The organism is Halorhodospira halophila SL1 (assembly GCF_000015585.1).
In the GTDB taxonomy this organism is placed as follows: domain Bacteria; phylum Pseudomonadota; class Gammaproteobacteria; order Nitrococcales; family Halorhodospiraceae; genus Halorhodospira; species Halorhodospira halophila.
Window position 1 is genome coordinate 755,455 of the sequence record NC_008789.1, and the last position, 26,168, is coordinate 781,622.

A 26,168-nucleotide genomic window follows, 5' to 3' on the forward strand; every position below is an offset into this window, starting at 1 on the left:
AACCCCGACACCGAGCGCACCACCGCACAACCCGACCACCAGCCACCGAAGCCTGAGTCGCATGGACCCTTCCGACCTCACCCCATCCATCCGCACCTGGGCGGCCGAACTCGGCTTCTCGGCCTGCGGCATCGCCAGCACCGAGCTGCCCGGCGACGAGGCGCACCTGATCCGCTGGCTGCAGGCCGGCCACCAGGGGGCGATGGGCTTCATGGGCCGCCACGGGCGCAAGCGGGCGCGCCCCCGGCAACTCGTCCCCGGAACCCGCTCGGTGGTGGTGGTGCGCATGGACTACACCCCGGACCAGGCCGCCGACCCCCGCGCGGTCCTCGACGACCCGCAGCGCGCCTTCATCACCCGTTACAGCCTGGGCCGGGACTACCACAAGCTGGTCCGCCGCCGCCTGCAGAAGCTCGCCGAGCGCATCCAGGCCGCCATCGGCCCCTTCGGCTACCGCGCCTTCGTCGACAGCGCCCCGGTGCTCGAGCGCGCCCTGGCCCGGGACGCCGGGCTGGGCTGGATCGGCAAGAACACCATGCTGCTCAACCGCCACGCCGGGTCCTACTTCTTCCTCGGCGAGCTGTTCACCGACCTGCCGCTGCCCACCGACACCCCGGTGCGCACCCACTGCGGCAGCTGCCGGCGTTGCCTGCACGCCTGCCCCACGGACGCCTTCGTCGGCCCCTACCAGCTCGATGCGCGCCGCTGCATCTCTTATCTCACCATCGAGCACCCGGGGCCGATCCCCGAAGCGCTGCGTCCGGCCATGGGCAACCGCATCTTCGGCTGCGACGACTGCCAACTGGTCTGCCCCTGGAACCGCTACGCCCACCCCACCGCCGAGGCCGACTTCCAGCCCCGCCACGGTCTGGACGACGCGGCACTGGTGGCGTTATTCGGCTGGGATGAGGCCACCTATCTGGAGCGCACGGCGGGCTCCGCCATCCGGCGTATCGGTCATGAACGGTGGCTGCGCAACCTGGCGGTGGCGCTGGGCAATGCCGCGTCCACGCGGGAGGTGGTCGCCGCACTCGGGGAGCGACTCGACCACCCTTCGGCCCTGGTCCGGGAACACGTCCGCTGGGCCCTGGCACGGCACGGCGCCGCACCAGAGCGGACCGGCGACTAGGCGACCTGCAGCGGGATGCTGCCGCGCCGCTGGGTGATGCGGTTGTCCGCATCGAGGTAGGCGAGCCGCGGCTGGAATTCGCCCAGCTCCGACTCCGGGACACCGGCGTAGGCGCAGATGATCACCCGATCGCCTTCATTGCACTTGTGCGCCGCCGCCCCGTTCATCGAGATCATGCGCGAGCCCCGCTCGCCGATGATGGCGTAGGTCACGAAGCGCTCGCCGTTCTCGATGTTGTAGACGTGGATCTGCTCGTACTCGTGGATGCCGACTGCTTCCAACAGGTCCAGATCGATGGCGCAGGAGCCCTCGTACTCGAGTTCCGTCTGCGTCACGCGGGCCTGGTGCAGCTTGCCCTTGAGCATGTTCAGTTGCATGGCTCAAACCTCTATGCCGCGAAATCACATGCCGATCCGATTATTGAAGAACCGGCCATGTGCACCTGCACAATCGGCAGCTCAGCGATTATGCACACCCTTGCTCAGCGCTTCAATCGCGCCTCGACATTGTCGATCAGCCGCGCGGCGCCGAGCCGCGCCGCGCCCAGGCACACTAGCCGCGGCTCGTCGCCCTGCGGTTCGGCGAGATCGTCGCAACGGCGTACCGCCACGTACTCCGCGGCGTCGAACCCGGCCGCCTCCAAGCGCCGGCAGGCCTGGGCCTCGAGCTGCGACCAATCCCGCCGCCCGGCCTCCAGCGCCGCGGCCACTTCGCAGAGGGTGGCGTAGAGCGCCGGGGCCCGCCGGCGCTGCTCGCCGTCCATGTAGCCGTTGCGCGAACTCAGCGCCAGGCCGTCGGCCTCACGCACGATGGGCACCTCGACGATCTCCACCGACAGGTCAAGGTCGCCCACCACCCGGCGGATCACCTGCAGCTGCTGGTAATCCTTGCGCCCGAACGCCGCGACATCCGGCTCGACGATATTGAGCAGCTTGATCACCACCACCGCCACCCCGGCGAAGTGGCCCGGCCGCGCCGCACCGCACAGGGTCTGGGTCAGCGCCGGCACGTCCACCCCGGTCCAGGGCGGCTCGACGCCGGGGTACATCTCGCGGGCGTTGGGGGCGAAGACCGCATCGACACCGCGCCCCTCCAGGGCGTTCAGATCGGCCTCCAGCGTGCGCGGATAGGCGTCGTAGTCCTCCCCCGGGCCGAACTGCAGCGGGTTGACGAAGATCGACACCACCAGCCGATCCACCCGCCGGGCCAGACGCTCGACCAGTTCCAGGTGGCCGCGGTGGAGGTTGCCCATCGTCGGCACCAGCCCGATGCGCTCGCCGCGCGCCCGCCAGGCGCGCGACAGCTCCCGCATGGCGTTGCGCTCGGTGACCTGCCTCAAGCCTCGAACCCGTGCTCTGGTCCTGGGAAGGTTCCGGCCCGTACCGCCGCCACGTAGGCCTCCAGCGCCGCGTGCACACCGCCGCCCTCGGCCCCGAAGGCCCGCGCAAAGCGCGGCGGCTGCTCGGTCACCCCGAGCACGTCGTGGAGTACCAGGATCTGTCCGTCGCAACCGCCGCCGGCGCCGATGCCCACCACCGGGACAGTCAGCCGCTCACTCAGCTGTTGCGCCAGGACGGCGGGCACGCACTCGAGGATGAGCAGATCGGCCCCGGCCGCCTCCAGCGCCAACGCGTCTGCCTCCATGCGCTCGGCGTCGGCCTGCTCGCGGCCCTGCACCCGGTAGCCGCCGATCTTGTGCACCTGCTGTGGCTTCAGCCCGAGGTGGCCGCAGACCGGGATGCCGTTCTGGGCCAGGCGCTCGACCAGCGCCGCCTGCTCGGCGCCGCCCTCGAGCTTGACCATCTGCGCCCCGCCCTCCTTCATCAACCGCCCGGCGTTGTGCAGGCCCTGCTCCACACCGGTGTGGCTCATGAACGGCAGATCAGCCACCACCAGTGCCCGGCGACAGGCCCGGGCCACGCAGCGGGTGTGGTAGACCATGTCGTCCACCGTCACCGGCAGGGTGGTCTCATGACCCTGGACCACCATACCGAGAGAGTCGCCGATGAGCAGCAGGTCGACGCCGGCGCGCTCACAGGCCGCGGCAAAGCCGTAGTCGTAGGCCGTCAGGCAGGCCAGGGGCCGGCCCTCGCGCTTCATCGCGCGCATGCGGGAGACCGTCACGGCCCCGCCGGAGGCGTGCTTGCGATCACCGCTCGACATGGGGGTCAACCTCGGCTTGAGAAAGGTGGGACAGAGTACAGCGCCACTGGCGTCCGATTGAAGTACCCATGGCCGCGCCGCGTCCAGTCCTCAGGCCAGCTCCTGCACCGACACGTGCTCAAAACCGGCCACCGCCCCGATCCGTTCGAGGGTATCAGCGGCCACCGCCGCGGCGGCATCGGCCAGGGCCCCGGCCCCGGGCAGGCGCACCCCCGGGGCGATCTCCAGCAGCGGATGGACGACGAACGGCCGCTGGCTCAGCTCCGGGTGCGGGACCTGCAGGCGCGGCTCCTCGACCTGCATCTGGCCGTAGAGCAGCAGGTCCAGATCCAGGGTCCGCGGCCCCCAGCGCACGCCGTCGCGCCGGCGCTGGTGTTCGGCCTCGATGCCGAGCAGGGCGTCGAGCAGGGCCAACGGCCCCTGCCGGGTCTCCACCGCCGCCACCGCGTTGATGAAATCCGGCTGCGGCGGCACGCCCGGCGCCTGCAGGGCCGGGTTGCGGTAGAGGCTGGAGACGGCCCGCACCCGGCAACCGGGGAGCAGATCCAGGCGCACCACGGCCCGCTCGATCTGCCGCCGCGGCTGATCGAGGTTGCTGCCGAGTCCCACATAGGCGGTGATCGCCGTGCTCATTCCGCCGAGGACTCCGGGCTCGACGCCGCCGTATCGGCGCGATCGCCATCTTCGCTCCCTTTGCCACGCCCCCGACCACCGCGCCGGCGCCGGCCGCCACGGCTGCTCTTCTTCTGGGACGGCGGCCGCTCGGGCTGCTCCTGGAACTCGCGCCACCACTGCGCCAGCTCGGCGGGGGCGTCACCGGCCCCGGCGCGCAGCTCGAGGAAGTCGTAGGCGGCGCGGAAGCGCGGATGCCCGAGCAGCCGCTGCGCCCGCTTGCCCCCGCGGCGCGCGAAGCGCGGCTGCAGGGTCCAGATCTCGCGCATGGGGATACTGAAGCGCTTGGGCAGTGCGATGCGGGACTGCTGCAGGGTCTGCACCTCGGCAGCCGCCTGCTGCAGCGCCGGGATCGGCGCCTCGCCGTCCTCGACCAGCTCGGCCTCGCGCTGACGGACCGCCGGCCAGAGCAGCGCGGCGAAGAGGAAGGCCGGGGTCACCGGCTTGTCGGCGCCGATGCGCTCGTCGGTATTACGCAGCGCTGCGGCGATGAAGGGCACCCACTGCTCACTGCCCTCTTCCTCCAGCGCTTCGGCGGTCAGCGGCAGCAGCGACTCGAACAGCCCGTAGTGGCGCAGCATCTCGAAGGCGTCCAGCGCATCGCCGGACATGAACAGCTTCAGGGCCTCATCGAAGAGCCGCGCCGGGGGCATGTCGGCGACGCTGTCGGCCATATCGTGCATCGGCGCCGCCGTCTGCGGATGGATGCGGAAGCCGAGCTTCAGGGCGAAGCGCACGGCGCGCAGCATGCGCACCGGGTCTTCCTGGTAGCGTTCGTGCGGATCACCGATCAGACGGATGATGCCGTCCTCCAGGTCGTCCATGCCGCCGGCGTGGTCGACCACGGAGAAATCATCGATGTTGTAGTACAGAGCGTTGACGGTGAAATCGCGGCGCAGGGCGTCCTCGGCCAGCGTGCCGTAGACGTTGTCGCGGACGATGCGGCCGTTCTCGATCACCCGCTCGCCGTCGGCGTCGTCGCCCTCGCTGTCTTCCGGCGGATGCAGCGCACGGAAGGTGGCCACCTCGATGATCTCGGCCCCGAAGTGGACGTGGGCGAGGCGGAAGCGCCGGCCAATGAGCCGGCAGTTGCGAAAGAGCTTACGCACCTCCTCGGGCCGGGCATCCGTGGCCACGTCGAAGTCCTTCGGCTCCCGCCCGAGCGAGAGGTCGCGCACCCCGCCGCCCACCATGTAGGCCTGGTAGCCGGCGTTGCGCAGACGGTAGAGGACCTTCAGGGCGTTATCGCTGATGTCCGCGCGCGAGATGCTGTGAGCATCCCGGGGGATGATGGTTGGCTCGGCTTCGGCCAGCCGTTGAAGTTGGAGACCATTGTCGGACGTAATGGCTAACCACCCTTGTCTGAGTGACGAAGATCGTTATAATACCACCCTCGTTGCTGACGGTTGAGCCGTCCAGGACGACACAGCGCTCCCATCGTCTAGCGGTTAGGACGCCGCCCTCTCAAGGCGGAAACAGGGGTTCGAATCCCCTTGGGAGCGCCACCTTTCCTCTTCCTCCTCCGAGCCGCGCAGCGGCCGCCTCCGGACCGCACGCGCCGAGATGCTACCTGGGATCCCGACGTGAGCCAAACGCCCCCCGATGCCCTGAGCCGAGTCCTTCGCGGCGGCCGTGTCTTCTCGAGCTTTGCCCTGCGGATCGGGGCGATCCTCTACGATCTGCTGCTGGTGGTGTCCATCGTCTTCATTGGCAGCGCGGTCTTTCTGCCGGTTTCCGGCGGTGAGGCGCCGGCGCCGGGGACGTGGACCTCGGTGGCCTATCAGCTCTATCTGCTGGCGCTGGTCTATCTCTTTTTTGTGCTCTTCTGGACGCGCGGCGGCCGGACATTGGGGATGCTGGCGTGGCGGCTGCGGGTGGTCAATGCCGGGGGTACGCCACCGACACTCGGGCAGGCCAGTGTGCGTTTTGCGGCGGCGGGGCTCTCCTGGGCGTTGTTGGGCCTGGGGTTTGTGTGGGCGCTGTTCGATGCCGAGCATCGGGCGCTGCACGACCGCCTGGCAGGGACCTGGCTGATCCGCGAGCCCGACGAGGGTTGAGGCGGAGCTGGGGCTGACGACCCTCGGTTGGTGCCCGCGCCTTTGGGCGGGTGGGGGTCCGGGCGCCCTTCTGGGCGCGCCGAGCGGCGCAGCCCGAGCGGGGAAAAGCGCCGACGCCAGGCGTCGGCGCTTTTAGCGAGGTTTTGTCCGAGCGAAGCGTCAGCGGAGCGAGTTAAGCGAGCGACCCGCTCCGGCGAGCCGCGCAGGGGACCGCGAAGCGGCGCGCACAGCGGCGCCCGGGCCCCCAACCGCCCAAAGGCGCCGGCAGACCCAGCGGCGCCAATACCCGACAGCAACCCGCTACCGAACGCGCAGCGTCCCCCACAGCCCCAACGCCGCAAACGCCACCACCGGCAACAGCGCCGACAGCGACGGCGGCACCCCATAGACCACCCCCGCCTGCCCCAGCGCCCGATTGAGCAAGAAAAACGCCACCCCCACCAGCACCCCGATCACGATCCGCTGCCCGGCCCCCGACGAACGGACCGCCGTGAACACCAACGGGATCGTCACCAACAGCATCGCCAGCGTCGCCAACGGCGTCGCCACCTTCTCCCACAGGGCCAACCGATACGGCCCGCTGTCGAGCTCATTGGCATCGAGATACTGGATATACGTCCACAGCTCCGGAACCGGCAGCGTCGATGGATCCGCCACCACCACCGCCAGCACATCCGGGCTCAGCGCCCCCTGCCACGCCCACGCCTCCAGCTCCCGGCGCTCCAGCCGGTGATCGGCGTAGACCGTCTTGACCACCCCCTCGAGCCGCCACTGGCCATCCTCGTAGTGGGCCCCGTCGGCGTCGATGCGCTCGGTCAGCTGGCCCTCGACAAAGCGGTAGAGCGTCACCGACTCCAGATGGGAGGCCGAGCGGGGGCGCTCGGCGCGCAGGAAGTCCCGGCCGTCGCGGGCCCACAGGGCGCCATCCGGGCCGGTGCGCAGCTCGTCGGCCTCGGACAGGCCGCGCACCGCGGCGGCCTGGCGCTCTGCCGGGGGCACCACCAGCTCGCCCACCGCCGTGGCCAGCAGGGCGAGGATCACCCCGCCGACCAGCACCGCGCCGGCGATCTGCACCACCGACACCCCGGCGGCGCGCATGGCGGTCAGCTCCTGCCGCGCGGCCAGACCGCCGAGCCCCATCAGCGCGCCGATGAGCGTGGCGAAGGGGAAGGCCTCGTAGGCCAGCGCCGGGGCGCCGAGCAGCGCCTTGAGCAGCATCGTGGTGGTGTCCAGGCCGTCGTCGGCAACGCCGTCGACCATGCTGAAGACGAAATCCAGGGCGAGGATCGCGGCCAGCGCCACCAGCGACGCCGCGATGACCGTCCGCGCCAGGTAGCCGGTGAGGATGCGCATCAGCCGGCCCTCCGGCCGGCAGGCCGCCGCCACCACCCCGGCACCACCCCGAAGCGCCGGCGGGTCCACAGCACCACGGCCACCCCGGCCAGGAGGTGGACCCACCACAGCCCCAGGGGCGCCGGCACGATGCCCGCCTCCAGCCACTCACGACCGCTGCTCAGCAGCTGGAAGTAGGCCACGAAGACCAGCACCGCGCTGAGCAGCTTGCCGTAGCGGCCATCCCGGGGCTCGGCCTTGGCCAGCGGCACCGCCAGCAGGCTCAGCACCACCACCATCACCGGCATGGACAGCCGCCACTCGATCTCGGCCCGATCCTGCAAACCACCGGCGGCCCACAGCTCCGCCGTCGGCGTGCCCTCGCGGTCGCGACTGACCTCCCGCGGCTCCCGGGTGTCGATCAACAGGCCGTGGCGGTCGAAGTCGGTCACCCGCCAGTCCAGCTGCCCCGGATGGCCGTCGTAGCGGTGCCCGTCCTCGAAGACGAAGAAGCGCTGCCCGGTCTCCGGATCGATCAGCTGCCGGCCGCGGTCGGCGCGGATCACGGTCTCCAGCTCCCCGTCGCGGGCGTGGGCGAAGACCTCGCGCAGCACGCCGTCACCGTCGGTGCGGCTGGCGTAGACGGTGCCGGCGTCCCCGCCACCGATGAACCGCCCCGCCTGCAGGGCACCGAGATCGGCGGTGCGCGCCGCCTGCTCGGCGTAGACGTCGGCGGTGTGCGAGGCCCACGGCGCGGCCACGGTGGACAGCGCCCCCACGCCCACCGCCACCGGCAGCGCCAGCAGCAGCAGACCGCGCATCTGCCGCGCGGGACCGACGCCGCAGGCGGCGAGCACGGGCAGCTCGCTGTCGCGGTAGAGCCGCCCCAGGGCCAGGACGATGCCGAGGAACAGCGCGGCCGGGATCACCACCCCCAGATAGCGCAGGATCTGCAGCCCCATGAGCGCGGCCACCGCCTCGCCGGGCAGATCCCCGCCGGCGGCATCGGCCAGGTAGTCGATGAGCTGGTTCGCCGACAGGACCGCAAAGAGCACGGCGAGCACGGCCAGGGCCGCCCCGGCCGCCTCGCGGACCAGATAGCGATCGATGATGCTCAGACCCAAGGGTGACGGCCCCATCCCCGGCGTGCGCTGCAAAAAAGCGCCGCATTTCCGTAGACTGTGCGCCTGCGCAAGACAACCGACGCAGCGCGGCCGAGCATAACCGAGCCAGCGCGCGGTGACGAGGGCACGGGAGGCTTCCATGGAGCTCAAGACCAAAAGCGGGGATCCGGCGCGGCAGCGCACCGCCTGTGTCGTGGTGGGCGTCTACGAGCGCCGACGGATGAGCGAGGCGGCGCGGGCCGTCGACGCCGCCAGTGACGGTTACCTGAGCCATCTGCTGCGCCGGGGCGACCTTGAAGGCGAGGCCGGGCAGACCCTGCTACTGCCCGACTGCCCCGGGGTGCGCACCGATCGCGTACTGCTCGTCGGCTGCGGGCGCGAGCGCGACTTCAACGAGCGCACCTACCGCAAGGCCGTCACCGCGGCGGCCCGCGCGCTGGAGCAGGCGGGCACCGGCGAGGCGATCCTGTTCCTGCCCGAGCTACCCGTCCGCGGCCGCGACGTGGCCTGGCGCGTGGCCGCCACCGCCGAGATCCTCGAGACCACGCTCTACCGCTTCGACACCTACAAGAGCGACCCGCGCCCGCCGCGCCGCCCGCTGCGCCAGGCCACCCTGGCCGTCCCGCGGCGTGCCGACCTGCGCCGCGCCCAGCCGGCGCTCACCCTGGGCCAGGCCGCCGGCCGCGGCGCCAACTTCTCCCGCGACCTGGGCAACACCCCGGCCAACATCTGCACCCCCGGCTACCTGGGGGAACAGGCCGAGGCCCTGGCCCAGCGCTTCGACGGCGTGCGCGCCGAGATCCTCGGTCCGGCGGAACTCGAAGAGCAGGGCCTGGCGGCCCTGCTGGCCGTGGCCCGCGGCGCCGAGGCGCCGCCCCGGCTGGTGGTGCTGCACTACCGCGGCGCCGACGACGACCAGGCCCCGGTGGCCCTGGTGGGCAAGGGCATCACCTTCGACAGCGGCGGCATCTCCATCAAGCCGTCGGCGAGCATGGACGAGATGAAGTACGACATGTCCGGCGCCGCCGCGGTCTTCGGCGCCGTCCACGCCGCCGCCGAGGCGCAGCTGCCGCTGAACCTGGTGGCCGTCATCCCGGCCACCGAGAACATGCCCGATGGCCGCGCCACCCGCCCCGGGGACATCATCGACAGCCTCGACGGGCAGCGCATCGAGGTCCTCAACACCGACGCCGAAGGCCGCCTGGTGCTGGCCGACGGCCTCGCCTACGCCCGCCGCCTGGAGCCGAGCGAGGTGGTCGACGTAGCCACCCTGACCGGCGCGGCCATCATCGGCCTCGGCCACCACCGCCACGCGGTGATGGGCAACGCCCCGGGGCTGGTGCGCGACCTGCTCCAGGCCGGCGAGCGCGCCGCCGACCGCGGCTGGGAGCTGCCCCTGGACGAAGAGTACGATGAGCAGCTGCGCTCGCCCTTCGCCGACGTGGCCAATATCGGCGGACAGCCGGCGGGCACCATCACCGCTGGCTGCTTCCTGCAGCGCTTCGCCCGCGGGCTGCGCTGGGCGCACCTGGACATCGCCGGCACCGCCTGGAAGAGCGGCGAGCACAAGGGCGCCACCGGGCGGCCGGTTCCCCTGCTCACCCACTTCCTCGCCGGCCGCGCCGGCTGGACGCTGTGAGCCGGGTGGATTTCTACATCCTCGACGGCCCCGGCGAGGCGCCACGGGAGCGTTTCGCCTGCCGGCTGGCCGAGAAGGCGTACGAGAACGGCTACGGCGTGCTGCTTCTGACCGAGGACGATGAACAGACCGAGCGCCTCGACGCCCTGCTCTGGACCTTCCGCCAGGGCAGCTTCGTCCCCCACGCCACCCTCGCCGCCCGGGACGGCGAGCCGGTGGCGGTGGGCGGCGACGAGCACGCCGCCGACGACGCCGTACTGATCAACCTCACCGACCGCACCCCGGCCACCTGGCAGGCCCGCCAGCGGATCGCCGAGGTAGTCGACCAGCGCGAGGCGGTGCTGCGCGCCAGCCGCCAGCGCTACCGCATCTACAAAGAGGCCGGCTGCGAGCCGCACACCCACCGCATCGAGGAGGGGCGCCGATGAACTCGCCCGACGACCAGCCGCAACCGCCGCTGCTCTACGACGTCGTCATCCCCGGCGAGCAAGTGCGCGCCGACGGCGGCCCGTGGCTGCGCCCCGAGGGCGACGGCGGGGACGCCCCGGACCCGCCGCAGCCGCCCTTCACCAAAGAGGCGTCGACACCCGCCGGCCCGGCGGCGCAACCCGGCGAGACCGGTTCAGGCCGCCCCGCCGCAGACGCCGACGCGGCCCAGCGCGCCGAGATCGAACGCGAGGCCACCCGGGCCCTGGCCCGACACCTGCGCAGCGAGCTCGAGCGCCGCCTGCCCGAGGCCTTGCGCGAGGCCGAGGCGCCCATCCGCAAAGCGGTGGATGACGCCCTGATCGACGCCGTGGCGGCCAGCCGCCGTCAGCAGACGCCGGAGACGACCGACACCCCCGGCACACCCGACAACGCCCCCGGGGCGGACACCCACACGAACCAACCCGCACCGAATCGTTAAGAACGAGGCCCTGATGGAGAAGACGTACGACCCGAGCGCAATCGAGTCCCGACTCTACGAGCTCTGGGAGCAGGGCGGCCACTTCGCCCCCTCCGGCGAGGGCAGCCCGTACTGCATCATGATCCCGCCGCCGAACGTCACCGGCACCCTGCACATGGGGCACGCCTTCCAGGACACGGTGATGGACGCCCTGGTGCGCTACCACCGCATGGACGGCCACAACACCCTCTGGCAGCCGGGCACCGACCACGCCGGGATCGCCACGCAGATGGTCGTCGAGCGCCAGCTCGAGGCCGAGGGGCTGAGCCGCCACGACCTGGGCCGCGAGCGCTTCCTGGAGCGAGTCTGGCAGTGGAAGGCCGAATCCGGCGGCACCATCCAGAACCAGCTGCGGCGCATGGGCGCCTCGGTGGACTGGCGCCGCGAGCGCTTCACCATGGACGAGGGCCTCTCCGAGGCGGTTACCGAGGTCTTCGTACGCCTCTACGAGGAGGATCTGCTCTACCGCGGCGAGCGCCTGGTCAACTGGGATCCGGTGCTGCACACCGCCGTCTCGGACCTGGAGGTGGTCTCCGCCGAGGAGCAGGGCCACATCTGGCACATGGTCTACCCGCTGGCCGACGGCAGCGGCTCGGTGGTGGTGGCCACCACCCGGCCGGAGACCATGCTCGGCGACACCGCCGTGGCCGTTAACCCGGAGGACGAGCGCTACACCCATCTGATCGGCAAGAGCGTGCGCCTGCCCCTGGTCGGCCGCGAGATCCCGATCATCGGCGACGACTACGTCGACCCGAGCTTCGGCAGCGGCTGCCTGAAGATCACCCCGGCCCACGACTTCAACGACTTCGCCGTCGGCGAGCGCCACGACCTGCCGCGGATCAACGTCCTCACCGAGGACGCCCGCATCAACACCAACGCCCCGGAGCGCTACCAGGGGCTGGACCGCTACGAGGCCCGCAAGCAGATCGTCGAGGACCTGCGCACCGAGGGCCTTCTGCAGCAGGTCGAGGACCACAAACTGATGGTCCCGCGCGGCGACCGCAGCGGCGCCGTCATTGAGCCGTACCTGACCTGGCAGTGGTTCGTGCGCGCCGAGCCGCTGGCCCGCCCGGCCATCGAGGCCGTCGAGGACGGGCGCATCCGCTTCATCCCCGGCAACTGGGACAAGACCTACTACGAGTGGCTGCGCAACATCGAGGACTGGTGCATCTCGCGGCAGATCTGGTGGGGCCACCGCATCCCGGCCTGGTACGACGAGCAGGGCCACGTCTACGTGGGCCGCTCCGAGGCCGAGGTCCGCGAGCGCCACGGCCTGGGCGACGCGCCGCTGACCCGCGACGACGATGTCCTCGACACCTGGTTCTCGTCGGCCCTGTGGCCCTTCTCCACCCTGGGCTGGCCCGAGCAGACCGATGCCCTGCGCACCTTCTACCCGACCTCGGTGCTGGTCACCGGCTTCGACATCATCTTCTTCTGGGTCGCCCGGATGATCATGTTCGGGCTGCACTTCATGGGCGAGGTACCGTTCCGCGAGATCTACATCCACGGCCTGGTGCGCGACCCCGAAGGGCAGAAGATGTCCAAATCCAAGGGCAACGTCCTCGACCCGCTGGACATCGTCGACGGCATCGATCTGGAATCCCTCGTCACCAAACGCACCGCCGATATGATGCAGCCGCAGCTGGCTGAGCGCATCGAGGCCATGACCCGCCGCCACTACCCGGACGGCATCAAGGCCCACGGCACCGACGCCCTGCGCTTTACCTTCGCCTCGCTGGCGACCACCGGGCGGGACGTGGTCTTCGACCTCGGCCGGGTCGAGGGCTACCGCAACTTCTGCAACAAGCTCTGGAACGCCGCCCGCTACGTGCTGATGAACACCGAGGGCGCCGACTGCGGCAGCGGCGGGCCGGTGGAGCTGGGCGCCGCCGAGCGCTGGATCCGCTCGCGACTGGATCGCACCGTCGCCGAGGTCCGCCAGGCCTTCGCCGACTACCGCCTGGACCAGGCGGCGCAGGCCATCTACGAGTTCACCTGGGACGAGTACTGCGACTGGTACCTGGAGCTCTCCAAGCCGGCCCTGCGCGAGGGCACCGCGGCCCAGGCCCGCGGCACCCGGCAGACGCTGATCCAGGTCCTCGAGGAGCTGCTGCGCCTGACCCACCCGCTGATGCCGTTCATCACCGAGGCGATCTGGCAGCGCGTCGCCCCGGTCGCCGGTGCCCAGGGCGAGACGATCATGCGCCAGCCCTTCCCGGCGGCGGATGCGCAGCGGCGCGACGCCACCGCCGAGGCCGAGATCGACTGGGTCCAGCGGGTCATCCTCGGCGTGCGGCGCATCCGCGGCGAGATGGACATCTCGCCGAGCCAGCCGGTGCCGGTGCTGCTGCGCCACGCCGGCGAACAGGACCGGGCGCGACTCGCCGAGCACCAGGGCTTCGTCACCACCCTCGCCCGGCTGGAGTCGATCCGGGTGCTGGAGGCCGACGAGCAGCCGCCGGAGTCGGCCCTCGCCCTGGCCGGCGAGATGGAGGTCCTGGTGCCCATGGCCGGCCTGGTCGACAAGGAGGCCGAGCTCGCCCGCCTGGCCAAGGAGCGGACGCGGCTCGAGGGCGAGATCGAGCGCGCCGAGAAGAAACTCGGCAACGAGAGCTTCGTCGCCAAGGCCCCGGCCGAGGTGGTGGACAAGGAGCGCGCGAAGCTCAACGAGGCGCAGCAGGCCCTGGAGAAGGTCGCCGAACAAGAGCGGCGGGTGGAGGCGCTCTAAGTAATCAATTGCGGATCGCCGTGCCGTGCCCTGCCATCACAGGGTGCGGCACTGCTCTCTCAAGGCCTCAAGCTCCCTCAGCAACTCGGGGATCTCCTCCCGGACAATGCTCCAGACCGTTTCCTGGTCAATGCCAAGGTAACCGTGGATCAGCCTGTTCCGCGTCGCAATGATCATGCGCCAAGGGATCTTTGGCGATGAAGACCGAACCTGCTCCGGGATATGCGTGGCCGCCTCGCCGATCAGCTCCAGGTTACGGAGGGTGGCATCATAGACCAGTTCGTTCGCCACGAAACTAGCGAAATCTAGGCCATCCGTGTAAGCCTGCACCTTATTGGCAAACCGGATCATGTCATCCAAGTAAAATGACCATTGCCTTGCACCGGGTTCAGACATTGATGCGCTCCTGCTCGATGTAAGGGCGCAGCTCCCGGCGCAAAGCCTGCTCAGTCACCAAGTCCACCGGGCATCCCAGCAAATCCTCGAGGTAGAATTGCACCCCGAAGTAGCGCCGGGAGGTGGCAGGTCCGTTGAACGCGACAAGCACGTCAACGTCGCTCCCCTCAGTAGCCGTTCCCCTCGCCGTGGAGCCGAACAGCGCTAACCGCTCGACACCAAATCGCTCCCGCAACTCCGGCAAACTGCGACCAAGCAGGAACAATACTTCGTCTCGATCCATAGCCGCGTCCTCAGCGGTTCATCGACCCATCATCCTGTCACGAGCCGAAGCCGGCAAGGCCTCAAGGCGTATTCCAGCCAGGCAGAATGACCCTTGCCATGATCAGCGCATCCTCACGACCGGAGGCGGCCGGATAGTAGTCCGGCCGCCGGCCCACCTCGTGGAAGCCGTGGCGCTCGTAGAGGGCGATGGCGGCCGTATTGGACGGGCGCACCTCAAGGAAGAGATTCTCGGCCTGCATGACCTCGGCCCGCTCGACGGCCACGGCGATCAAGTGGCTCGCGATACCGTGCCGGCGCCAGTCCGGGTCGACGCAGATGTTGAGGATGGTGCCCTCGCCGGCGGCGCAGCTGACCACCAGATAACCGAGGATCTCCCGCCCCTGCTGCTGGACGAAGCAGCCGTAGCCCGCCGACATGCAGTCACGGAAGATGTGCCCACTCCAGGGGTAGGCCACCGAGCGCTGCTCGATGGCGAGCACGGTGGGGAGGTCTTCGTAGGTCATCGGCCGGGCTCTGCCGATCGAATCCGCCATGGCTGTGTCTTTCTTGTGGTTGTTCAGCCCCGGCGCTGCTACAGCCAGGCGACCGCAAAGAACGCGGCCAGGATCACGGCCGTCTGCCCGGCAAGCAGGCCCACCACCCAGCGCACGACGCCGGAGCGCAGCTGCTTGATCTCTCTCGTCAGATCCCCCCGTAGCTGCTCAATCTCCTTTTGCAGGCGCAGTTCCGTCTCGCGCAGGTGCGTCTGCGTCGCCAGGTCCTTGACCTCCGGGTAGCGCTCCTCCATGCGCTCGAACGCCTCCGCGATCAGACGCGCACGCGTCTTATCGTCGGGCGCAGAGGCCAGCTGCTCGTAGAGTTCGACAACGGAAGTCATGGGAACGACGCTAGCACCACCGAGGGAGCACGGCAACGCGGGGGCGCCGCGCTGTCATTCCTCGACCAGCCCGCGGATCCGCTTGAGATCCTGCCACACCTTGGCCTTCTCGCCGGGCGAGCGCAAAAGGTAGGCCGGGTGGTAGGTCACCCAGACCGGGATCGACTGCGCCCCGTAGTGGTGGACGCGCCCGCGCAGCTTGGCCAGCGGCGACTTGGTCTCCAGCAGCTGCTGTGCCGCCACCCGCCCCAGGGCAACGATCGCCTTCGGCTCGAGGAGCTCGAGCTGCCGGCGCAGATACGGTGTGCAGGCGGCGACCTCGTCGGGCCGCGGGTCCCGGTTGCCGGGGGGGCGGCACTTGACGATGTTGCCGATGTAGACCCCGCCGCGGTCGCGGCCACGATCGATGGCGGCGAGCATGGCGTCGAGCAGTTGCCCGGCCCGCCCGACGAAGGGTTCGCCCTGGCGGTCTTCCTCGGCCCCCGGGCCCTCGCCGATGATCACCAGATCCGCCTGCCGGTCGCCGACGCCGAAGACCGTCTGGGTCCGCCCCTCGCAGAGCTTGCAGGCGTGACAGCCGGCCACCCGGGCCTCGAGGGCGTCCCAGTCCAGGTCCTCGCAGCCCGCCTCCGGGGCCGCCGCTTGCGGGGCCCCGCCCGGTTCCGGGGCCGTCGTCGGCGCCGACGCCGGCTCCGCACCGCCCGCCGATCCGGCCTCCATCCCGGCGCGCCCCGACCCGGTCTGGGCCCCCGCCCCCGGGGCTACCGGCTCCTGCCGGGGACCGGCGGGCGCCGCAGGCCCAGGCGGCGTCGAGACGGCCCCGGCGGCATCGGCGGAGGGCGCCTGCCGGGGCGCCGCCGGCTCCAGCACGGCGGCGTCGCGGGGGATGTAGCAGTCCACCCCCAGTTGGCGCAGGTAGCTGAGCCGCCGGGTATCCACGCCTTAGACGTCTCCGGCCTGCGGGTGGCGCCGATCCGGCGAGGCGAGGATCTTGTTCAGGGCGTTGATATACGCCTTCGCCGAGGCGATGACGATGTCCACATCGGCGCCCTGCCCGTTGGCCACCCGGCCGCCGCGCTCCAGACGCACGGTGACCTCGCCCTGGGAGTCGGTCCCGGAGGTGATGTTGTTCACCGAGTAGAGCAACAGCTCGGTGCCCGACTGCACCAGCGAGTCCACCGCCATGAACGCCGCATCCACCGCGCCGCTGCCCGGGGCCACCGCCTGACGTTCCTCGCCGTCGATCAGCAGCGACACGGTGGCCTCCGGCTGCTCCCCGGTCTCCGAGCAGACGTGCAGCGCGAGCAGCCGGATGCGCTCGTTCTCCAGCGCCGCACCGGCCTCGGTGACCAGCGCCTGCAGGTCCTCGTCGAAGATCTCGTGCTTCTTGTCGGCCAGGGTCTTGAAGCGGGCGAAGGCCTCGTTGAGCTGCTCCTCGGAGTCGAGGTGGATATCCAGCTCCTCGAGCCGCGAGCGGAAGGCGTTCCGCCCGGAGTGCTTGCCCAGGACCATGCGGTTGGTGTGCCAGCCGACGTCCTCGGCGCGCATGATCTCGTAGGTCTCGCGGTGCTTGAGCACCCCGTCCTGGTGGATGCCCGACTCGTGGGCGAAGGCGTTGACGCCGACGATGGCCTTGTTCGGCTGGACGTGGAAGCCGGTGATGTTGGCCACCAGCTTGGAGGTGGGCACGATCTCGCGGGCGTTGATCCGCGTCGAGCAGGAGAAGACGTCCTGGCGGGTCTTCACCGCCATGACCACCTCCTCGAGGGCGGCGTTACCGGCCCGCTCGCCTAGGCCGTTGATGGTGCACTCCACCTGCCGCGCCCCGGCCTGGACCGCGGCCAGGGAGTTGGCCACCGCCACGCCCAGGTCGTTGTGGCAGTGCACCGAGAACACCGCCTTGTCCGAGTTGGGGATGCGCTCGCGCAGGGTGCGGATCAGCCCACCGAACTGCTCCGGCAGGTTGTAGCCCACCGTATCCGGGATGTTGATGGTCCGCGCCCCGGCGTCGATGGCCGCCTCGATGATCCGGCAGAGGAAGTCGTGCTCGGAGCGCCCGGCGTCCTCCGGCGAGAACTCCACGTCGTCGCAGAGCTGCCGCGCCAGACTCACCGCATGCACCGCCGCATCCACCACCTGATCCGGTGTCATGTGCAGCTTGTTCTGCATGTGGATCGGCGAGGTGGCGATGAAGGTGTGGATGCGCCCGGCCTCGGCCTGGGCCAGGGCCTCGCCGGCGGCGTGGATATCCGGATCCCGCGCCCGCGCCAGGGCGCAGACCCGGCTCTCCTTGATGGCCTCGGCGACGGCGCGGACGCTCTCGAAGTCGCCCGTGCTCGCCGCCGGGAAGCCGGCCTCGAGGACGTCGACGCGCATGCGCTCGAGCCCCTTGGCGATGCGCACCTTCTCCTCGCGGGTCATGGAGGCGCCGGGGCTCTGCTCCCCGTCGCGCAGCGTGGTATCGAAGATGTAGAGATGGTCGCTTGCACCCATGGCTGCTCAGCCCTGTGTCGTGGCGGTCAGCACCGCCGAATGGAAGTCGTCCACGGCGCCGCCGGGGCGCCCGTGCAGAAGCGGTGGGGTGGGATGTTCGGCCGGCCGCTCAGGCCGGCAGTCGACCCCCGCCGCGCAGGCGGGCGTTGCTAAGCAGCCGCACGCCCCCGGCACCGCTGCAGCGAAGCCAGCGGGCGTGGGGCGCGGGGTTGGACGGGCAGGTCTTCATGATGCTTTCGAATATATCGCCGCAGCGCCGCCTCGGCAAGCGTTCAGGCGCGCCGATGCCGGCGCCGGTCGCGCAGCCGCAGCACCGTGAGCACCGGCCCCGAGAACATGTAGATCAGGAAGCCGAGGCAGATGGCCGTGGGCGGGTGCAGGGCCACCAGCGCCATGGCCAGCACCACCCCCGCCACGGAGGTGAAGCGCACCCGGTAGCGGAAGTCGAGCTCCTTGAAGCTCTCGTAGCGGACGTTGCTGACCATCAGCACGGCACCGAGCACCACCACCACCCCTACCGGGATGGCGGCCTCAAGCCCGGTCAGCCCCACCCGATCACCGAACCAGACCAGGCCGACCACCGCGCCAGCGGCCGCCGGACTGGGCAGCCCCTGGAAGTAGCGTTTGTCGTCCACGCCACTCTGGGTGTTGAACCGCGCCAGACGCAGCGCCGCCCCGGCGACGAAGAGGAAGGCCACCAGCCAGCCGACGTTGTCCCAGGGGGCACCGGCCCCGGTGTTGCCCAGCGCCCAGAGGAACGCCACCGCCGCCGGGGCGAGGCCGAAGCTGACCATGTCGGCCAGGGAGTCGTACTGCACCCCGAAGTCACTCTGGGTGCCGGTCAGCCGGGCCACCCGGCCGTCGAGGCCATCGAAGACCATGGCCACCAGGATGGCCACGGCGGCCCGCCCGAACTCGCCGTCGATGGCGGAGATCACCGCCAGGAAGCCGAAGAAGAGGCAGCCCGTGGTGAACAGGTTGGGGAGCAGGAAGATGCCGCGGCGACGGACCTTCTTATTCATCACGCGCTCCCGGCCCCGACTCGAACGGAAGCCCCTGGGCGTGCCAGGCCATGACCCCACCCTGGAGGTTGTAGACCGGCTCGAAGCCGTGGCGGGTCAGCAGGTGGGCAGCGCCGGCCGAGCGCATGCCGCTGTGGCAGTAGACGACCACCGGGCCGCCCGCCGCGGAGTGGCTGCGCAGCTCCTGCAGGCGCCGGCGCAGCTGGTGCTTGGGGATATGCACGGCACCAGGGAGGACACCGCCGCGGGTCTCGGGCGTGGTCCGCACATCGAGGAACAGCGTCTCGCCGTCGTTGACCCAGCACACCGCCTCGGTCACGGGGATCGGTCGATAACGCCGGGTCAGCCGGCGCCAGAGCAAACGCCCGCCGAGAATCGCCACGGCGGCCAGCGCCACGAAGCGGACGGGGTCTTCCTCGATCCAGTGCAGCAGCTCGGTCATGGGGCTCCCGGCGCCGCCGGCGGGCGAACCCCGGGGGGCCGCACCGCCGGCGCACGCTGGTTCAGTCGCGGTCGACGAGCTTGTTGGCGGCGATCCACGGCATCATGCCGCGCAGACGCTCGCCCACCTCCTCGATGGGGTGCTCGGCGGCCAGACGGCGGCGGGCGTGCAGGGTCGGCGCGCCGGCCTTGTTCTCCAGCACGTACTCCTTGGCGAAGTCGCCGTTCTGGATCTCCTCGAGGATCTCGCGCATCGCCTCGCGGGACTCCTCGTTGATGACCCGGGGGCCGCGGGTGAAGTCGCCGTACTCGGCGGTGTTGGAGACCGAGTAGCGCATGTTCGCCAGGCCGCCCTCGTAGAGCAGGTCGACGATCAGCTTGGTCTCGTGCAGGCACTCGAAGTACGCCATCTCGGGGGCGTAACCGGCCTCCACCAGGGTCTCGAAGCCGGCCTCGATGAGCGCGGCGATGCCGCCGCAGAGCACGGTCTGCTCCCCGAAGAGGTCGGTCTCGGTCTCCTCGCGGAAGGAGGTCTCGATGATCCCGGAGCGGCCGCCGCCGTTGGCCACGGCGTAGGCCAGGGCGATCTCCTTGGCCTGACCGCTGGCGTCCTGCTCGATGGCGATCAGCGAGGGCACGCCGGCGCCGGCGACGTAGGTCGAGCGCACGGTGTGGCCGGGGCCCTTGGGGGCGATCATGATCACGTCGTGATCGGCCGCCGGCTGGATCTGCCCGTAGTGAATGTTGAAGCCGTGGGCGAAGGCGATCGCCGCACCATCCTTGAGGTTCGGCGCCACCTGCTGGTTGTAGATATCCGGGGCCGCCTCGTCGGGGACGAGCATCATGACCACATCGGCGCCCTGGGTGGCCTCCTCCACCGAGGCGACCTCCAGGCCGGCCTCCTGCGCCTTCGCCGCCGAGCTCGAGCCCGGGCGCAGGCCCACGACCACGTTGACGCCGGACTCCTTGAGGTTGTTGGCGTGCGCATGGCCCTGGGAGCCGTAGCCGATGATCGCCACGCGACGGCTGGTGATCCGCGAAAGATCGGCGTCCTGATCGTAATAGACCTTCATGTTTCCCCCTGAACGGATTCGCGAGTCCGCCCGCCACCGGACGGGCGGGGATGAGACGGGACGGCGCTAGACGCGCAGATGGCGCTCGCCGCGGCTGATGCCGATGACACCGGAGCGGACCACCTCCAGGATGTTGCTCGGGCCGATGGCCTCGATGAAGGCGTCGAGCTTGTCACTCGTGCCGGTCATCTCGATGGTATAGATCTTCTCGGTGACGTCGAGGATGCGGCCACGGAAGATGTCCGTCAGGCGCTTGAACTCCTCGCGCTGCTCGGCAACGCCGGCGGTGACCTTGATCAGCATCATCTCGCGCTCGATGTGCTTGCCCTCGGTCATGTCGACGACCTTGATCACATCGAGCAGCTTGTTCAGCTGCTTGATGATCTGCTCGATGATCTGATCGTCGCCGATGGTGACCAGGGTCAGCCGCGAGATGCTCGGGTCGTCGGTGGGAGCCACCGTCAGGCACTCGATGTTGTAGCCACGGGCCGTGAACATCCCGGAGATGCGCGACAGCGCTCCGGATTCGTTCTCCACCAGCATCGAGATGATGTGCCGCATGTAGCTCTCCCCCGGGACCGCAGCGTGCGGAGTAAATGCGGGAAAATACTGGCAGGTGGGCTGGAGGTCAAGCAAGGCGAGCCCGCAACCGATTGACCCTCGACACACGCGCGAGCTATCTTCCATTTAAACCCTGCGCTTCGGGAGGAATGATGAGGCGCGCGAACAGGCACTGGACGCTAGCCTTCGCCGGTTCAACGCTCGGCGTATCGCTCCTTACCGCCGGCTCGGCGGGCGCCGAAACCCCTGGGTCAGACCAGGCCGACTTCACCCAAGAAGTGGAGGTAGTGGAGGCCGCCAGCGCCGAGATCAAGGAACCGAACCCCCACCTCGAGCTGAACGGTGGCGCGCCCGTCACCGCAGGCGAGAGTGCTTCCGGGGCGTTCAAGTACCTCGTTGTGGGGCTCGGCACCATGGAGATCTCGTTCGATGGAACGCTGCAGGAGGCCCCCGACGGCGGCAGCGAGCATGCGAATCTAGAGGTCCCGGACGATCGGCACGAGTTCGTCAAACTGCTCCACAAAGACACGGGCGAGGTCACCGCCGAGACCGAGGAAGAGGCACCGTCCGGCGGCTACCAGTGGGAAGTGACGATCACGGCAGCCTACGACTGGTGATCCCCACGTCGGTGGACTGCCCCCGACCTCGCCCTTCCCCTGGACTGCTGACTGCGGAGTCGATGCGGACAGAGACCGGCGAGGCGGCCTAGAAACCAAGCCGCGGGAAGCGGCTCCCCCGATTACTGAGGCCTAGCGCATAGACGCCCGCCCCATTCAGAGGTCGTACTCCGCGGTCGCCGTGATGGTTGTAGAGTAGTCTCCGGAAGCTCCTTCGGGGATATGGTCCTTCTTGAGGAAGGCCTCAACCGGCACCCGCTTTTCCCCATCATTCATGTTGAACCGGTGAGAGTTCGAGTTGGACTCCGGCGCCACGCAGAGGTCGATCGAATCGACACCATGCTGATCGGAGGTCAACGGGTAGACTTCATATTGACCATCATCCTGTCCTCGGTCGTTGCACGCACCCTCAGCGTCATGGGCACCGTCAAAGCTCACCTTGAAGTCTGCCCCTGGCTCACCGGTGAAATCCAGGCAGATGGGCGGATCCTGCCTCTCCCCCATAGACAGATCCTGCTGCCCAGCCACGAAGGGGCCCAGATGGACGACCCTGTTGGCGCAGCTCTCCTGCATATCAATAGGTTGGGCCACGGTGAGCTCCGTCGTAAATGTATCCCGAGCCGATTCGGGCTCCGCGAAGGCCATCACCGAGACGCCCAGAAGCGCAGCGCCCAAGGCCACTGCCTTGCGCCGCACGCCTGTCGCGCGATCCGTGCCCCACTCCCTGGCTGAACTGACCGCCCCCATAAGGCCCTCCTCAAAACACGCTGCAAGAGCAGCCTGCAACCGACATCAGTCACCCTCTTCCGCCAGTTCCAATTCTTCCTGATGCTGCCAGTGGGTGATCTCGTCCAGCGGCGAACGATCCGCCGGGACCATCACACGATCACCGTCTTCGACCTCGCCGTTGAGGATCACCACCTCCTCGTAGAGCGACTCCAGGCCACCTTCGACTTGCTCCGCACCCAGGCGATCAAGGAGTTGCGCCAGGTGATCGCGGAGGGTGTGGCTCGAGTCGTAGCTGAAGGTGATCTGCTCGACCGCCTCTGCCGGCGAAGCGACCCGGACGATCTCACCACCGTCATGGATCGTGAGATCCTGATGACTCACCAGATCACCATCCCCCTCAACGCTGATGCGCTGCGCCGTGGCGGTCTGCGGGACATCCAGGCGCTCTGCCTGCTCCTCCGAAGCGCGCACCAGATACCCTCCCGGCGGCAGCTGATCCAGGATGAAGAGACCATCGAAGACACTGCGATCCGTCTGGACCACCTCCCCGGTTTCGGTATCCACCGCCTCCATCTCGAAACCGGAGACCTCCGATGGCTCTGCCGTGCCACGCTGGCGACGAACCACGCCATCCACCTCGCCCGTGAGGTGCAGCTCGAAATCCAGGGGGAGTACCCGACCCGGGCGCGGCTCGAAGCTTACCCCCCGGGTTGCAGGTTGGACGAAGGGATTGTCGATCGACCCCACATCCACCTCCACGTTGACCGGATCGTGGGGATCCAGACGGGCGGCCCAGGCCTCCCCGTTCTCATCGGTGCCCCCGCAGCTGCGGCCTGCACAGACATCGACCCCCTCCACGGGCTCGCCATCCTGATGAACCCTTGCCATCACCGCCCCGTGATCGTAGCCGCGCCCGGCCTCGGGATCCGGGTACCACCCCCCGGCAGGATGGGGCAGCCCTCCCACATCCAGGCCGACCGACACCTGCCACCGACCCCCCGTATCCACCTGACCTTGCCCCGAGAAGCGCCAGTACTCGCGAGCAGTACGGGAAATGCCCAGACGGAGGTTATGAGGACGGTCATTGAAGCTGCCGCGCACCTGGGCACTGCCCCGCCAGTTGTCATGAAGGCTCTGACTGTACTCGGCGTTGGCGCTATCCAGCTCCGCCTCGGGCGCCAGGCCATAGCTCACACCGAGGTTCAGCCGCCCCTCCCGATAACGCCCCCAGCGTGTCTGCAGGCTGCCCTGCGCGGAAGGGTCGCCGTCATCCGCCTGGCTCACGGTCAGCGAATGCCGGAGCCGCTGACCGCCGATGCTCACGTTTTCGCGGGTGCGCAGGCGTTGCCAAGTCGACTCGCCGTCCGCGGACTCCTGATGCTCGTAGCGCAGACGGGTGCGCAGCGGCCCCAAAGAGCCGCGCACTTGCAACTCGTGGCCGTGACGCAAGTCACCGCTGACGCGGCTACGCAGCTCGTCGGTCTCCAGGCCATCCACCAGGGTGTACTCGTAGTCCAGGCTCCACGCGCCCAGACCGCGCTCCAGCGCGAGCTGCCAAGCCCGGCCTTGGTCATTCTCGAAGGCACCGCGAAGACGGCCCCAAACCCCGAACGCACTGAACGAGGCGTCCGCCCCGACCAGCTCTCGGCGCGTCAGCTCGTCCTCCTCGTCATCCGGCTCCATGTAGTGGAGGTCGCCGCCGACCGTCAGGGTCTCGGTCACCCCGACGTCCATCCGCGCCGCCGCGCGCCGGTCCTGGTCATCGCGCGGCTGGTGCTCATAGAGACTGACCCCCTCTCGGCTGGCATCCAGGCTGTAGTGCACCATGCCCGGCGGCAGCAGCCCCGGGCCGATCTCAATCGTCCGCGAGATGGTCTCGCGCTCGCCGTGGGGTCCGTAGAACTCAATGGTGTAAGGGTTGGTGCCCGGCCGGGCGTCAATGTCCTCGAACTCGTGGCGATCCGTGTCCACATCGTGTGCAAAGTCGACCAGATCGCCGTCGCGATAGAGCTCGACGTCCCAGCCCTCGGGAACCTCCACCTCGATGGACTGATCGGTAAACGTGGTACGCGCCATACCCTCCGGTCGGTTCGTCAGGGTCACCCCCATCCCGGAGCCGCCACGCCGGATCAGGTCGTACCGGGGCGCGCGCACCCGCCCCAGCTCGTAGCGCTCCAGGGCCGGGTGGCCGACCTGCTGCCCGAGGGTCCCGTCGAAGCGCCGGATTCCGTCGGTGTCATTCGCCTGTAACCGCCACTCCGCCTCATGCCAGAGGAGATCTCCAGCGCCTGCGAGATTACCGCTGGTGCTGCTACCGTTCCCGCTTTGCTGGTGATTGAGGCTCAGGGACCATGCAGGACGGGTCATGAAACGGGCCGGCAGCGGTTCACGGGGCAGCCACTCCTCACCGCCGATACCCGCCCCGTCATCGGTCAGTCGTGCCCACCGGGCCTCGCGCTCCAGACGGCTAAGGATCGGCAATTCCTCGTCCGCACGCATGTGGACCTCAGCGCGGCGCGGGCGATATTCGAAGCCAACGGGCAGGAACTCCTGGATGGCATCCTCACGGAAGTAGATGTCATCGTGCTCTTGGATCCAATCCTCTTCCTCAAGGATCAGCGGGCGGTCGCCGACCTCGCCCATGCCGCTGGCGGTATCGAAGGAGACCGTCCGGTCCGGATCGAGGACCCAGCCGGAGACCTGCCCCTCAAGCGGGTCGACCTCGACCGCCAGCTCCAGATGGCGGGCGAGCTGGCCCAATGGGTAGTAGATCTCCCCTTTGCGCTGGAGCATATACTCGCTCTCGGAGAGGGGGTAGCCTTCCAGCTCCACGCGCAGCACCATATCCTCCACCCCCTCGCCATCATCCTCTTCCTGGAGGCTCTCCACAGAAAGCGGGGCAGGCGCGCTGGGCGACCAGAACGCCCCCGCCGCGGCCAGGAGCCAAACCGCGACCGCAACAGACCGCCCAGTCGCACCCACGCGAGACCATCTCACCGACTTACTCGAGGGTGACGGTGCGCTCCGCCTTCACGTGACCACCGCTCTCGCCAAAGCCCTCCTCGTCATCCTCGAAGGCCCGATACACCACCCGCAACTCATCGCCCGGGGCCACATCGTGATTCTCAACCGAGAAGGGCAGAATCCGCTCATCCATCGATGTGGAGACAGCCGCCCGAGAGCGTTCGTGGATCGGCTCATCCTCTCCGGGCCGGTAGACCTCCAGGGAACCGTAAACCCCCCGCTCACCGTTGCGGGCCACCGTGATCTCCACTGAGTCCTCGCCGTCCGCGTCTTCCGCTGGTTCGAAGCGAGCACCCCGAATCTCCGGCTCGCCGTCCGGATCACCGACTAGGATACCGACCGGAATCGTCATGGCGAAGAGCGCCTGAATATCGACGGCCACCTCGTCGTCCTCGAGTTCCTCCTCGGCGAATGCCTGTCCGTCGGCGGTTGGCATGGTCCGAACGGCAAAACGGGCGCGATACTCGCCCGGATCGATCTCATCCGGCACACGGGACATGATGCGCACGGTCTGGCTCTCGCCCGGCTGGAGGGTCATCTGGCGGGGATGGTGGCGCAGCAGGTCGGCCCCGTGGTGGCCCCGCTCCCCGGCTTCAGGCTCCACGGGATCAATCAGCTCCGAACGCCCGTAGGCATCCGCCTCGACATCGGTCACCAGAACCCGGTACTCTTGGACCTCATCGCTCTGGTTAAACACCTCGACCTGCGCGCTGCGCTGCTGATCGTCGAAGAACAGCCGCTGCGGCGCGATCTGAATCGCCGCCGACGCCTGCGTCGCGGCAAATACCAAAGTCGTTGCCACGCAACCAACAGCTCCCCAGTGACACCTAACCACCCGCCTCATGGATTTCGCTCCTATC

At 69.3% G+C, this 26,168-nt stretch carries 27 protein-coding genes and 1 tRNA gene; 8 read left to right on the top strand and 20 right to left on the bottom strand.

Annotation, left to right across the window (positions count from 1 at the left end; all coding sequences use genetic code 11):
• Positions 1–61: 61 nt before the first annotated feature.
• A complete protein-coding gene (gene queG / locus HHAL_RS03455) occupies positions 62–1,129 on the top strand; it encodes a tRNA epoxyqueuosine(34) reductase QueG (protein WP_011813477.1) in 1,068 nt (355 codons plus the stop codon).
• Here queG and panD read toward each other — a convergent pair.
• The 5 genes from panD to pcnB all read right to left on the bottom strand — a co-directional run bounded on the left by panD (position 1,126) and on the right by pcnB (position 5,310).
• Entirely contained in the window at positions 1,126–1,506 is a 381-nt protein-coding gene (gene panD / locus HHAL_RS03460) for an aspartate 1-decarboxylase (protein ID WP_011813478.1), read from the bottom strand. The genes queG and panD overlap by 4 nt on opposite strands.
• 104 nt (positions 1,507–1,610) lie before the next feature.
• Positions 1,611–2,468, bottom strand: coding sequence for a pantoate--beta-alanine ligase (gene panC / locus HHAL_RS03465; protein ID WP_011813479.1), 858 nt, complete (start codon positions 2,466–2,468; stop codon positions 1,611–1,613).
• On the bottom strand, positions 2,465–3,292 hold the full coding sequence (panB, locus tag HHAL_RS03470) for a 3-methyl-2-oxobutanoate hydroxymethyltransferase (protein ID WP_011813480.1): 828 nt from the start codon (positions 3,290–3,292) through the stop codon (positions 2,465–2,467). The genes panC and panB overlap by 4 nt, the downstream gene beginning before the upstream one ends.
• Before the next feature lie 90 nt (positions 3,293–3,382).
• Complete coding sequence (gene folK / locus HHAL_RS03475) at positions 3,383–3,925, bottom strand: 2-amino-4-hydroxy-6-hydroxymethyldihydropteridine diphosphokinase (RefSeq protein ID WP_011813481.1); 543 nt, start codon at positions 3,923–3,925, stop codon at positions 3,383–3,385.
• On the bottom strand, positions 3,922–5,310 hold the full coding sequence (gene pcnB / locus HHAL_RS03480) for a polynucleotide adenylyltransferase PcnB (protein ID WP_144446078.1): 1,389 nt from the start codon (positions 5,308–5,310) through the stop codon (positions 3,922–3,924). Before pcnB ends, folK begins: the two co-directional genes overlap by 4 nt.
• Before the next feature lie 84 nt (positions 5,311–5,394).
• Here pcnB and HHAL_RS03485 point away from each other — a divergent pair.
• A tRNA-Glu gene (locus HHAL_RS03485) sits at positions 5,395–5,469 on the top strand.
• 78 nt (positions 5,470–5,547) lie between these two features.
• Positions 5,548–6,021, top strand: coding sequence for an RDD family protein (locus HHAL_RS03490; RefSeq protein WP_011813483.1), 474 nt, complete (start codon positions 5,548–5,550; stop codon positions 6,019–6,021).
• A 300-nt stretch (positions 6,022–6,321) separates the two neighbouring features.
• Here the strand turns inward: HHAL_RS03490 and lptG are convergent, their stop codons facing one another.
• Complete coding sequence (lptG, locus tag HHAL_RS03495) at positions 6,322–7,374, bottom strand: LPS export ABC transporter permease LptG (protein ID WP_011813484.1); 1,053 nt, start codon at positions 7,372–7,374, stop codon at positions 6,322–6,324.
• Positions 7,374–8,477, bottom strand: a complete 1,104-nt coding sequence (gene lptF, locus HHAL_RS03500; RefSeq protein WP_242463992.1) for an LPS export ABC transporter permease LptF — start codon at positions 8,475–8,477, stop codon at positions 7,374–7,376. Before lptF ends, lptG begins: the two co-directional genes overlap by 1 nt.
• 139 nt (positions 8,478–8,616) lie before the next feature.
• Here lptF and HHAL_RS03505 point away from each other — a divergent pair, with 139 nt between their 5' ends.
• From HHAL_RS03505 to HHAL_RS03520, 4 genes are read left to right on the top strand one after another with little or no spacing between them, the layout of a single operon-like run.
• Positions 8,617–10,116: a leucyl aminopeptidase gene (locus HHAL_RS03505; protein ID WP_011813486.1), complete on the top strand. Its 1,500-nt coding sequence runs from the start codon at positions 8,617–8,619 to the stop codon at positions 10,114–10,116.
• Positions 10,113–10,544: a DNA polymerase III subunit chi gene (locus HHAL_RS03510; RefSeq protein ID WP_041595035.1), complete on the top strand. Its 432-nt coding sequence runs from the start codon at positions 10,113–10,115 to the stop codon at positions 10,542–10,544. Before HHAL_RS03505 ends, HHAL_RS03510 begins: the two co-directional genes overlap by 4 nt.
• The gene (locus HHAL_RS13225) at positions 10,541–11,023 is read left to right on the top strand and encodes a hypothetical protein (protein WP_011813488.1); all 483 of its coding nucleotides are present in this window, start codon (positions 10,541–10,543) and stop codon (positions 11,021–11,023) included. The genes HHAL_RS03510 and HHAL_RS13225 overlap by 4 nt, the downstream gene beginning before the upstream one ends.
• A gap of 13 nt (positions 11,024–11,036) precedes the next feature.
• Positions 11,037–13,790, top strand: a complete 2,754-nt coding sequence (locus tag HHAL_RS03520) for a valine--tRNA ligase (protein WP_011813489.1) — start codon at positions 11,037–11,039, stop codon at positions 13,788–13,790.
• Between the two features lie 36 nt (positions 13,791–13,826).
• On the opposite strand, the gene HHAL_RS03525 is transcribed toward HHAL_RS03520, so the two are convergent.
• The 10 genes from HHAL_RS03525 to ilvN form a co-directional block, all read right to left on the bottom strand.
• Positions 13,827–14,186 (bottom strand): HepT-like ribonuclease domain-containing protein, encoded by a 360-nt coding sequence (locus HHAL_RS03525; RefSeq protein ID WP_011813490.1) that lies wholly within the window; start codon positions 14,184–14,186, stop codon positions 13,827–13,829.
• Positions 14,179–14,469, bottom strand: coding sequence for a nucleotidyltransferase family protein (locus HHAL_RS03530; RefSeq protein ID WP_011813491.1), 291 nt, complete (start codon positions 14,467–14,469; stop codon positions 14,179–14,181). The genes HHAL_RS03525 and HHAL_RS03530 overlap by 8 nt, the downstream gene beginning before the upstream one ends.
• A 61-nt stretch (positions 14,470–14,530) precedes the next feature.
• Positions 14,531–15,004, bottom strand: coding sequence for a ribosomal protein S18-alanine N-acetyltransferase (gene rimI / locus HHAL_RS03535; RefSeq protein WP_011813492.1), 474 nt, complete (start codon positions 15,002–15,004; stop codon positions 14,531–14,533).
• A 38-nt stretch (positions 15,005–15,042) separates the two neighbouring features.
• Positions 15,043–15,348 (bottom strand): hypothetical protein, encoded by a 306-nt coding sequence (locus tag HHAL_RS03540; RefSeq protein WP_011813493.1) that lies wholly within the window; start codon positions 15,346–15,348, stop codon positions 15,043–15,045.
• Between the two features lie 54 nt (positions 15,349–15,402).
• Complete coding sequence (locus HHAL_RS03545; protein WP_011813494.1) at positions 15,403–16,287, bottom strand: uracil-DNA glycosylase; 885 nt, start codon at positions 16,285–16,287, stop codon at positions 15,403–15,405.
• A 3-nt stretch (positions 16,288–16,290) separates the two neighbouring features.
• Positions 16,291–17,841, bottom strand: a complete 1,551-nt coding sequence (locus tag HHAL_RS03550) for a 2-isopropylmalate synthase (RefSeq protein ID WP_011813495.1) — start codon at positions 17,839–17,841, stop codon at positions 16,291–16,293.
• Positions 17,842–18,113: 272 nt separating this feature from the next.
• A complete protein-coding gene (gene pssA / locus HHAL_RS03555; RefSeq protein WP_011813496.1) occupies positions 18,114–18,863 on the bottom strand; it encodes a CDP-diacylglycerol--serine O-phosphatidyltransferase in 750 nt (249 codons plus the stop codon).
• Positions 18,856–19,305 carry a rhodanese-like domain-containing protein gene (locus HHAL_RS03560; RefSeq protein ID WP_011813497.1) on the bottom strand — a complete coding sequence of 150 codons (450 nt, stop codon included), beginning with the start codon at positions 19,303–19,305 and terminating at the stop codon, positions 18,856–18,858. The genes pssA and HHAL_RS03560 overlap by 8 nt, the downstream gene beginning before the upstream one ends.
• A 61-nt stretch (positions 19,306–19,366) precedes the next feature.
• Positions 19,367–20,377: a ketol-acid reductoisomerase gene (gene ilvC, locus HHAL_RS03565; protein ID WP_011813498.1), complete on the bottom strand. Its 1,011-nt coding sequence runs from the start codon at positions 20,375–20,377 to the stop codon at positions 19,367–19,369.
• A gap of 66 nt (positions 20,378–20,443) precedes the next feature.
• Complete coding sequence (ilvN, locus tag HHAL_RS03570; RefSeq protein ID WP_011813499.1) at positions 20,444–20,938, bottom strand: acetolactate synthase small subunit; 495 nt, start codon at positions 20,936–20,938, stop codon at positions 20,444–20,446.
• Positions 20,939–21,087: 149 nt separating this feature from the next.
• Between ilvN and HHAL_RS03575 the strand changes: the two genes are divergently transcribed.
• On the top strand, positions 21,088–21,555 hold the full coding sequence (locus tag HHAL_RS03575; protein WP_144446080.1) for a hypothetical protein: 468 nt from the start codon (positions 21,088–21,090) through the stop codon (positions 21,553–21,555).
• A gap of 156 nt (positions 21,556–21,711) precedes the next feature.
• Here HHAL_RS03575 and HHAL_RS03580 read toward each other — a convergent pair whose 3' ends face one another.
• The 3 genes from HHAL_RS03580 to HHAL_RS03590 all read right to left on the bottom strand — a co-directional run bounded on the left by HHAL_RS03580 (position 21,712) and on the right by HHAL_RS03590 (position 26,110).
• On the bottom strand, positions 21,712–22,302 hold the full coding sequence (locus HHAL_RS03580; RefSeq protein ID WP_011813501.1) for a hypothetical protein: 591 nt from the start codon (positions 22,300–22,302) through the stop codon (positions 21,712–21,714).
• A 45-nt stretch (positions 22,303–22,347) separates the two neighbouring features.
• Positions 22,348–25,173, bottom strand: a complete 2,826-nt coding sequence (locus HHAL_RS03585; protein ID WP_041595037.1) for a fimbria/pilus outer membrane usher protein — start codon at positions 25,171–25,173, stop codon at positions 22,348–22,350.
• 112 nt (positions 25,174–25,285) lie between these two features.
• Positions 25,286–26,110: a fimbrial biogenesis chaperone gene (locus tag HHAL_RS03590; RefSeq protein WP_144446081.1), complete on the bottom strand. Its 825-nt coding sequence runs from the start codon at positions 26,108–26,110 to the stop codon at positions 25,286–25,288.
• Positions 26,111–26,168: the final 58 nt, after the last annotated feature.

Coding starts and splice junctions, on each gene's coding strand:
- queG (WP_011813477.1), top strand. CDS start 62: ATGGACCCTTCCGACCTCACCCCATCCATCCGCACCTGGGCGGCCGAA.
- panD (WP_011813478.1), bottom strand. CDS start 1,506: ATGCAACTGAACATGCTCAAGGGCAAGCTGCACCAGGCCCGCGTGACG.
- panB (WP_011813480.1), bottom strand. CDS start 3,292: ATGTCGAGCGGTGATCGCAAGCACGCCTCCGGCGGGGCCGTGACGGTC.
- folK (WP_011813481.1), bottom strand. CDS start 3,925: ATGAGCACGGCGATCACCGCCTATGTGGGACTCGGCAGCAACCTCGAT.
- lptG (WP_011813484.1), bottom strand. CDS start 7,374: ATGCGCATCCTCACCGGCTACCTGGCGCGGACGGTCATCGCGGCGTCG.
- HHAL_RS03505 (WP_011813486.1), top strand. CDS start 8,617: ATGGAGCTCAAGACCAAAAGCGGGGATCCGGCGCGGCAGCGCACCGCC.
- HHAL_RS13225 (WP_011813488.1), top strand. CDS start 10,541: ATGAACTCGCCCGACGACCAGCCGCAACCGCCGCTGCTCTACGACGTC.
- HHAL_RS03520 (WP_011813489.1), top strand. CDS start 11,037: ATGGAGAAGACGTACGACCCGAGCGCAATCGAGTCCCGACTCTACGAG.
- HHAL_RS03525 (WP_011813490.1), bottom strand. CDS start 14,186: ATGTCTGAACCCGGTGCAAGGCAATGGTCATTTTACTTGGATGACATG.
- HHAL_RS03530 (WP_011813491.1), bottom strand. CDS start 14,469: ATGGATCGAGACGAAGTATTGTTCCTGCTTGGTCGCAGTTTGCCGGAG.
- rimI (WP_011813492.1), bottom strand. CDS start 15,004: ATGGCGGATTCGATCGGCAGAGCCCGGCCGATGACCTACGAAGACCTC.
- HHAL_RS03540 (WP_011813493.1), bottom strand. CDS start 15,348: ATGACTTCCGTTGTCGAACTCTACGAGCAGCTGGCCTCTGCGCCCGAC.
- HHAL_RS03550 (WP_011813495.1), bottom strand. CDS start 17,841: ATGGGTGCAAGCGACCATCTCTACATCTTCGATACCACGCTGCGCGAC.
- pssA (WP_011813496.1), bottom strand. CDS start 18,863: ATGAATAAGAAGGTCCGTCGCCGCGGCATCTTCCTGCTCCCCAACCTG.
- HHAL_RS03560 (WP_011813497.1), bottom strand. CDS start 19,305: ATGACCGAGCTGCTGCACTGGATCGAGGAAGACCCCGTCCGCTTCGTG.
- ilvC (WP_011813498.1), bottom strand. CDS start 20,377: ATGAAGGTCTATTACGATCAGGACGCCGATCTTTCGCGGATCACCAGC.
- ilvN (WP_011813499.1), bottom strand. CDS start 20,938: ATGCGGCACATCATCTCGATGCTGGTGGAGAACGAATCCGGAGCGCTG.
- HHAL_RS03575 (WP_144446080.1), top strand. CDS start 21,088: ATGATGAGGCGCGCGAACAGGCACTGGACGCTAGCCTTCGCCGGTTCA.
- HHAL_RS03580 (WP_011813501.1), bottom strand. CDS start 22,302: ATGGGGGCGGTCAGTTCAGCCAGGGAGTGGGGCACGGATCGCGCGACA.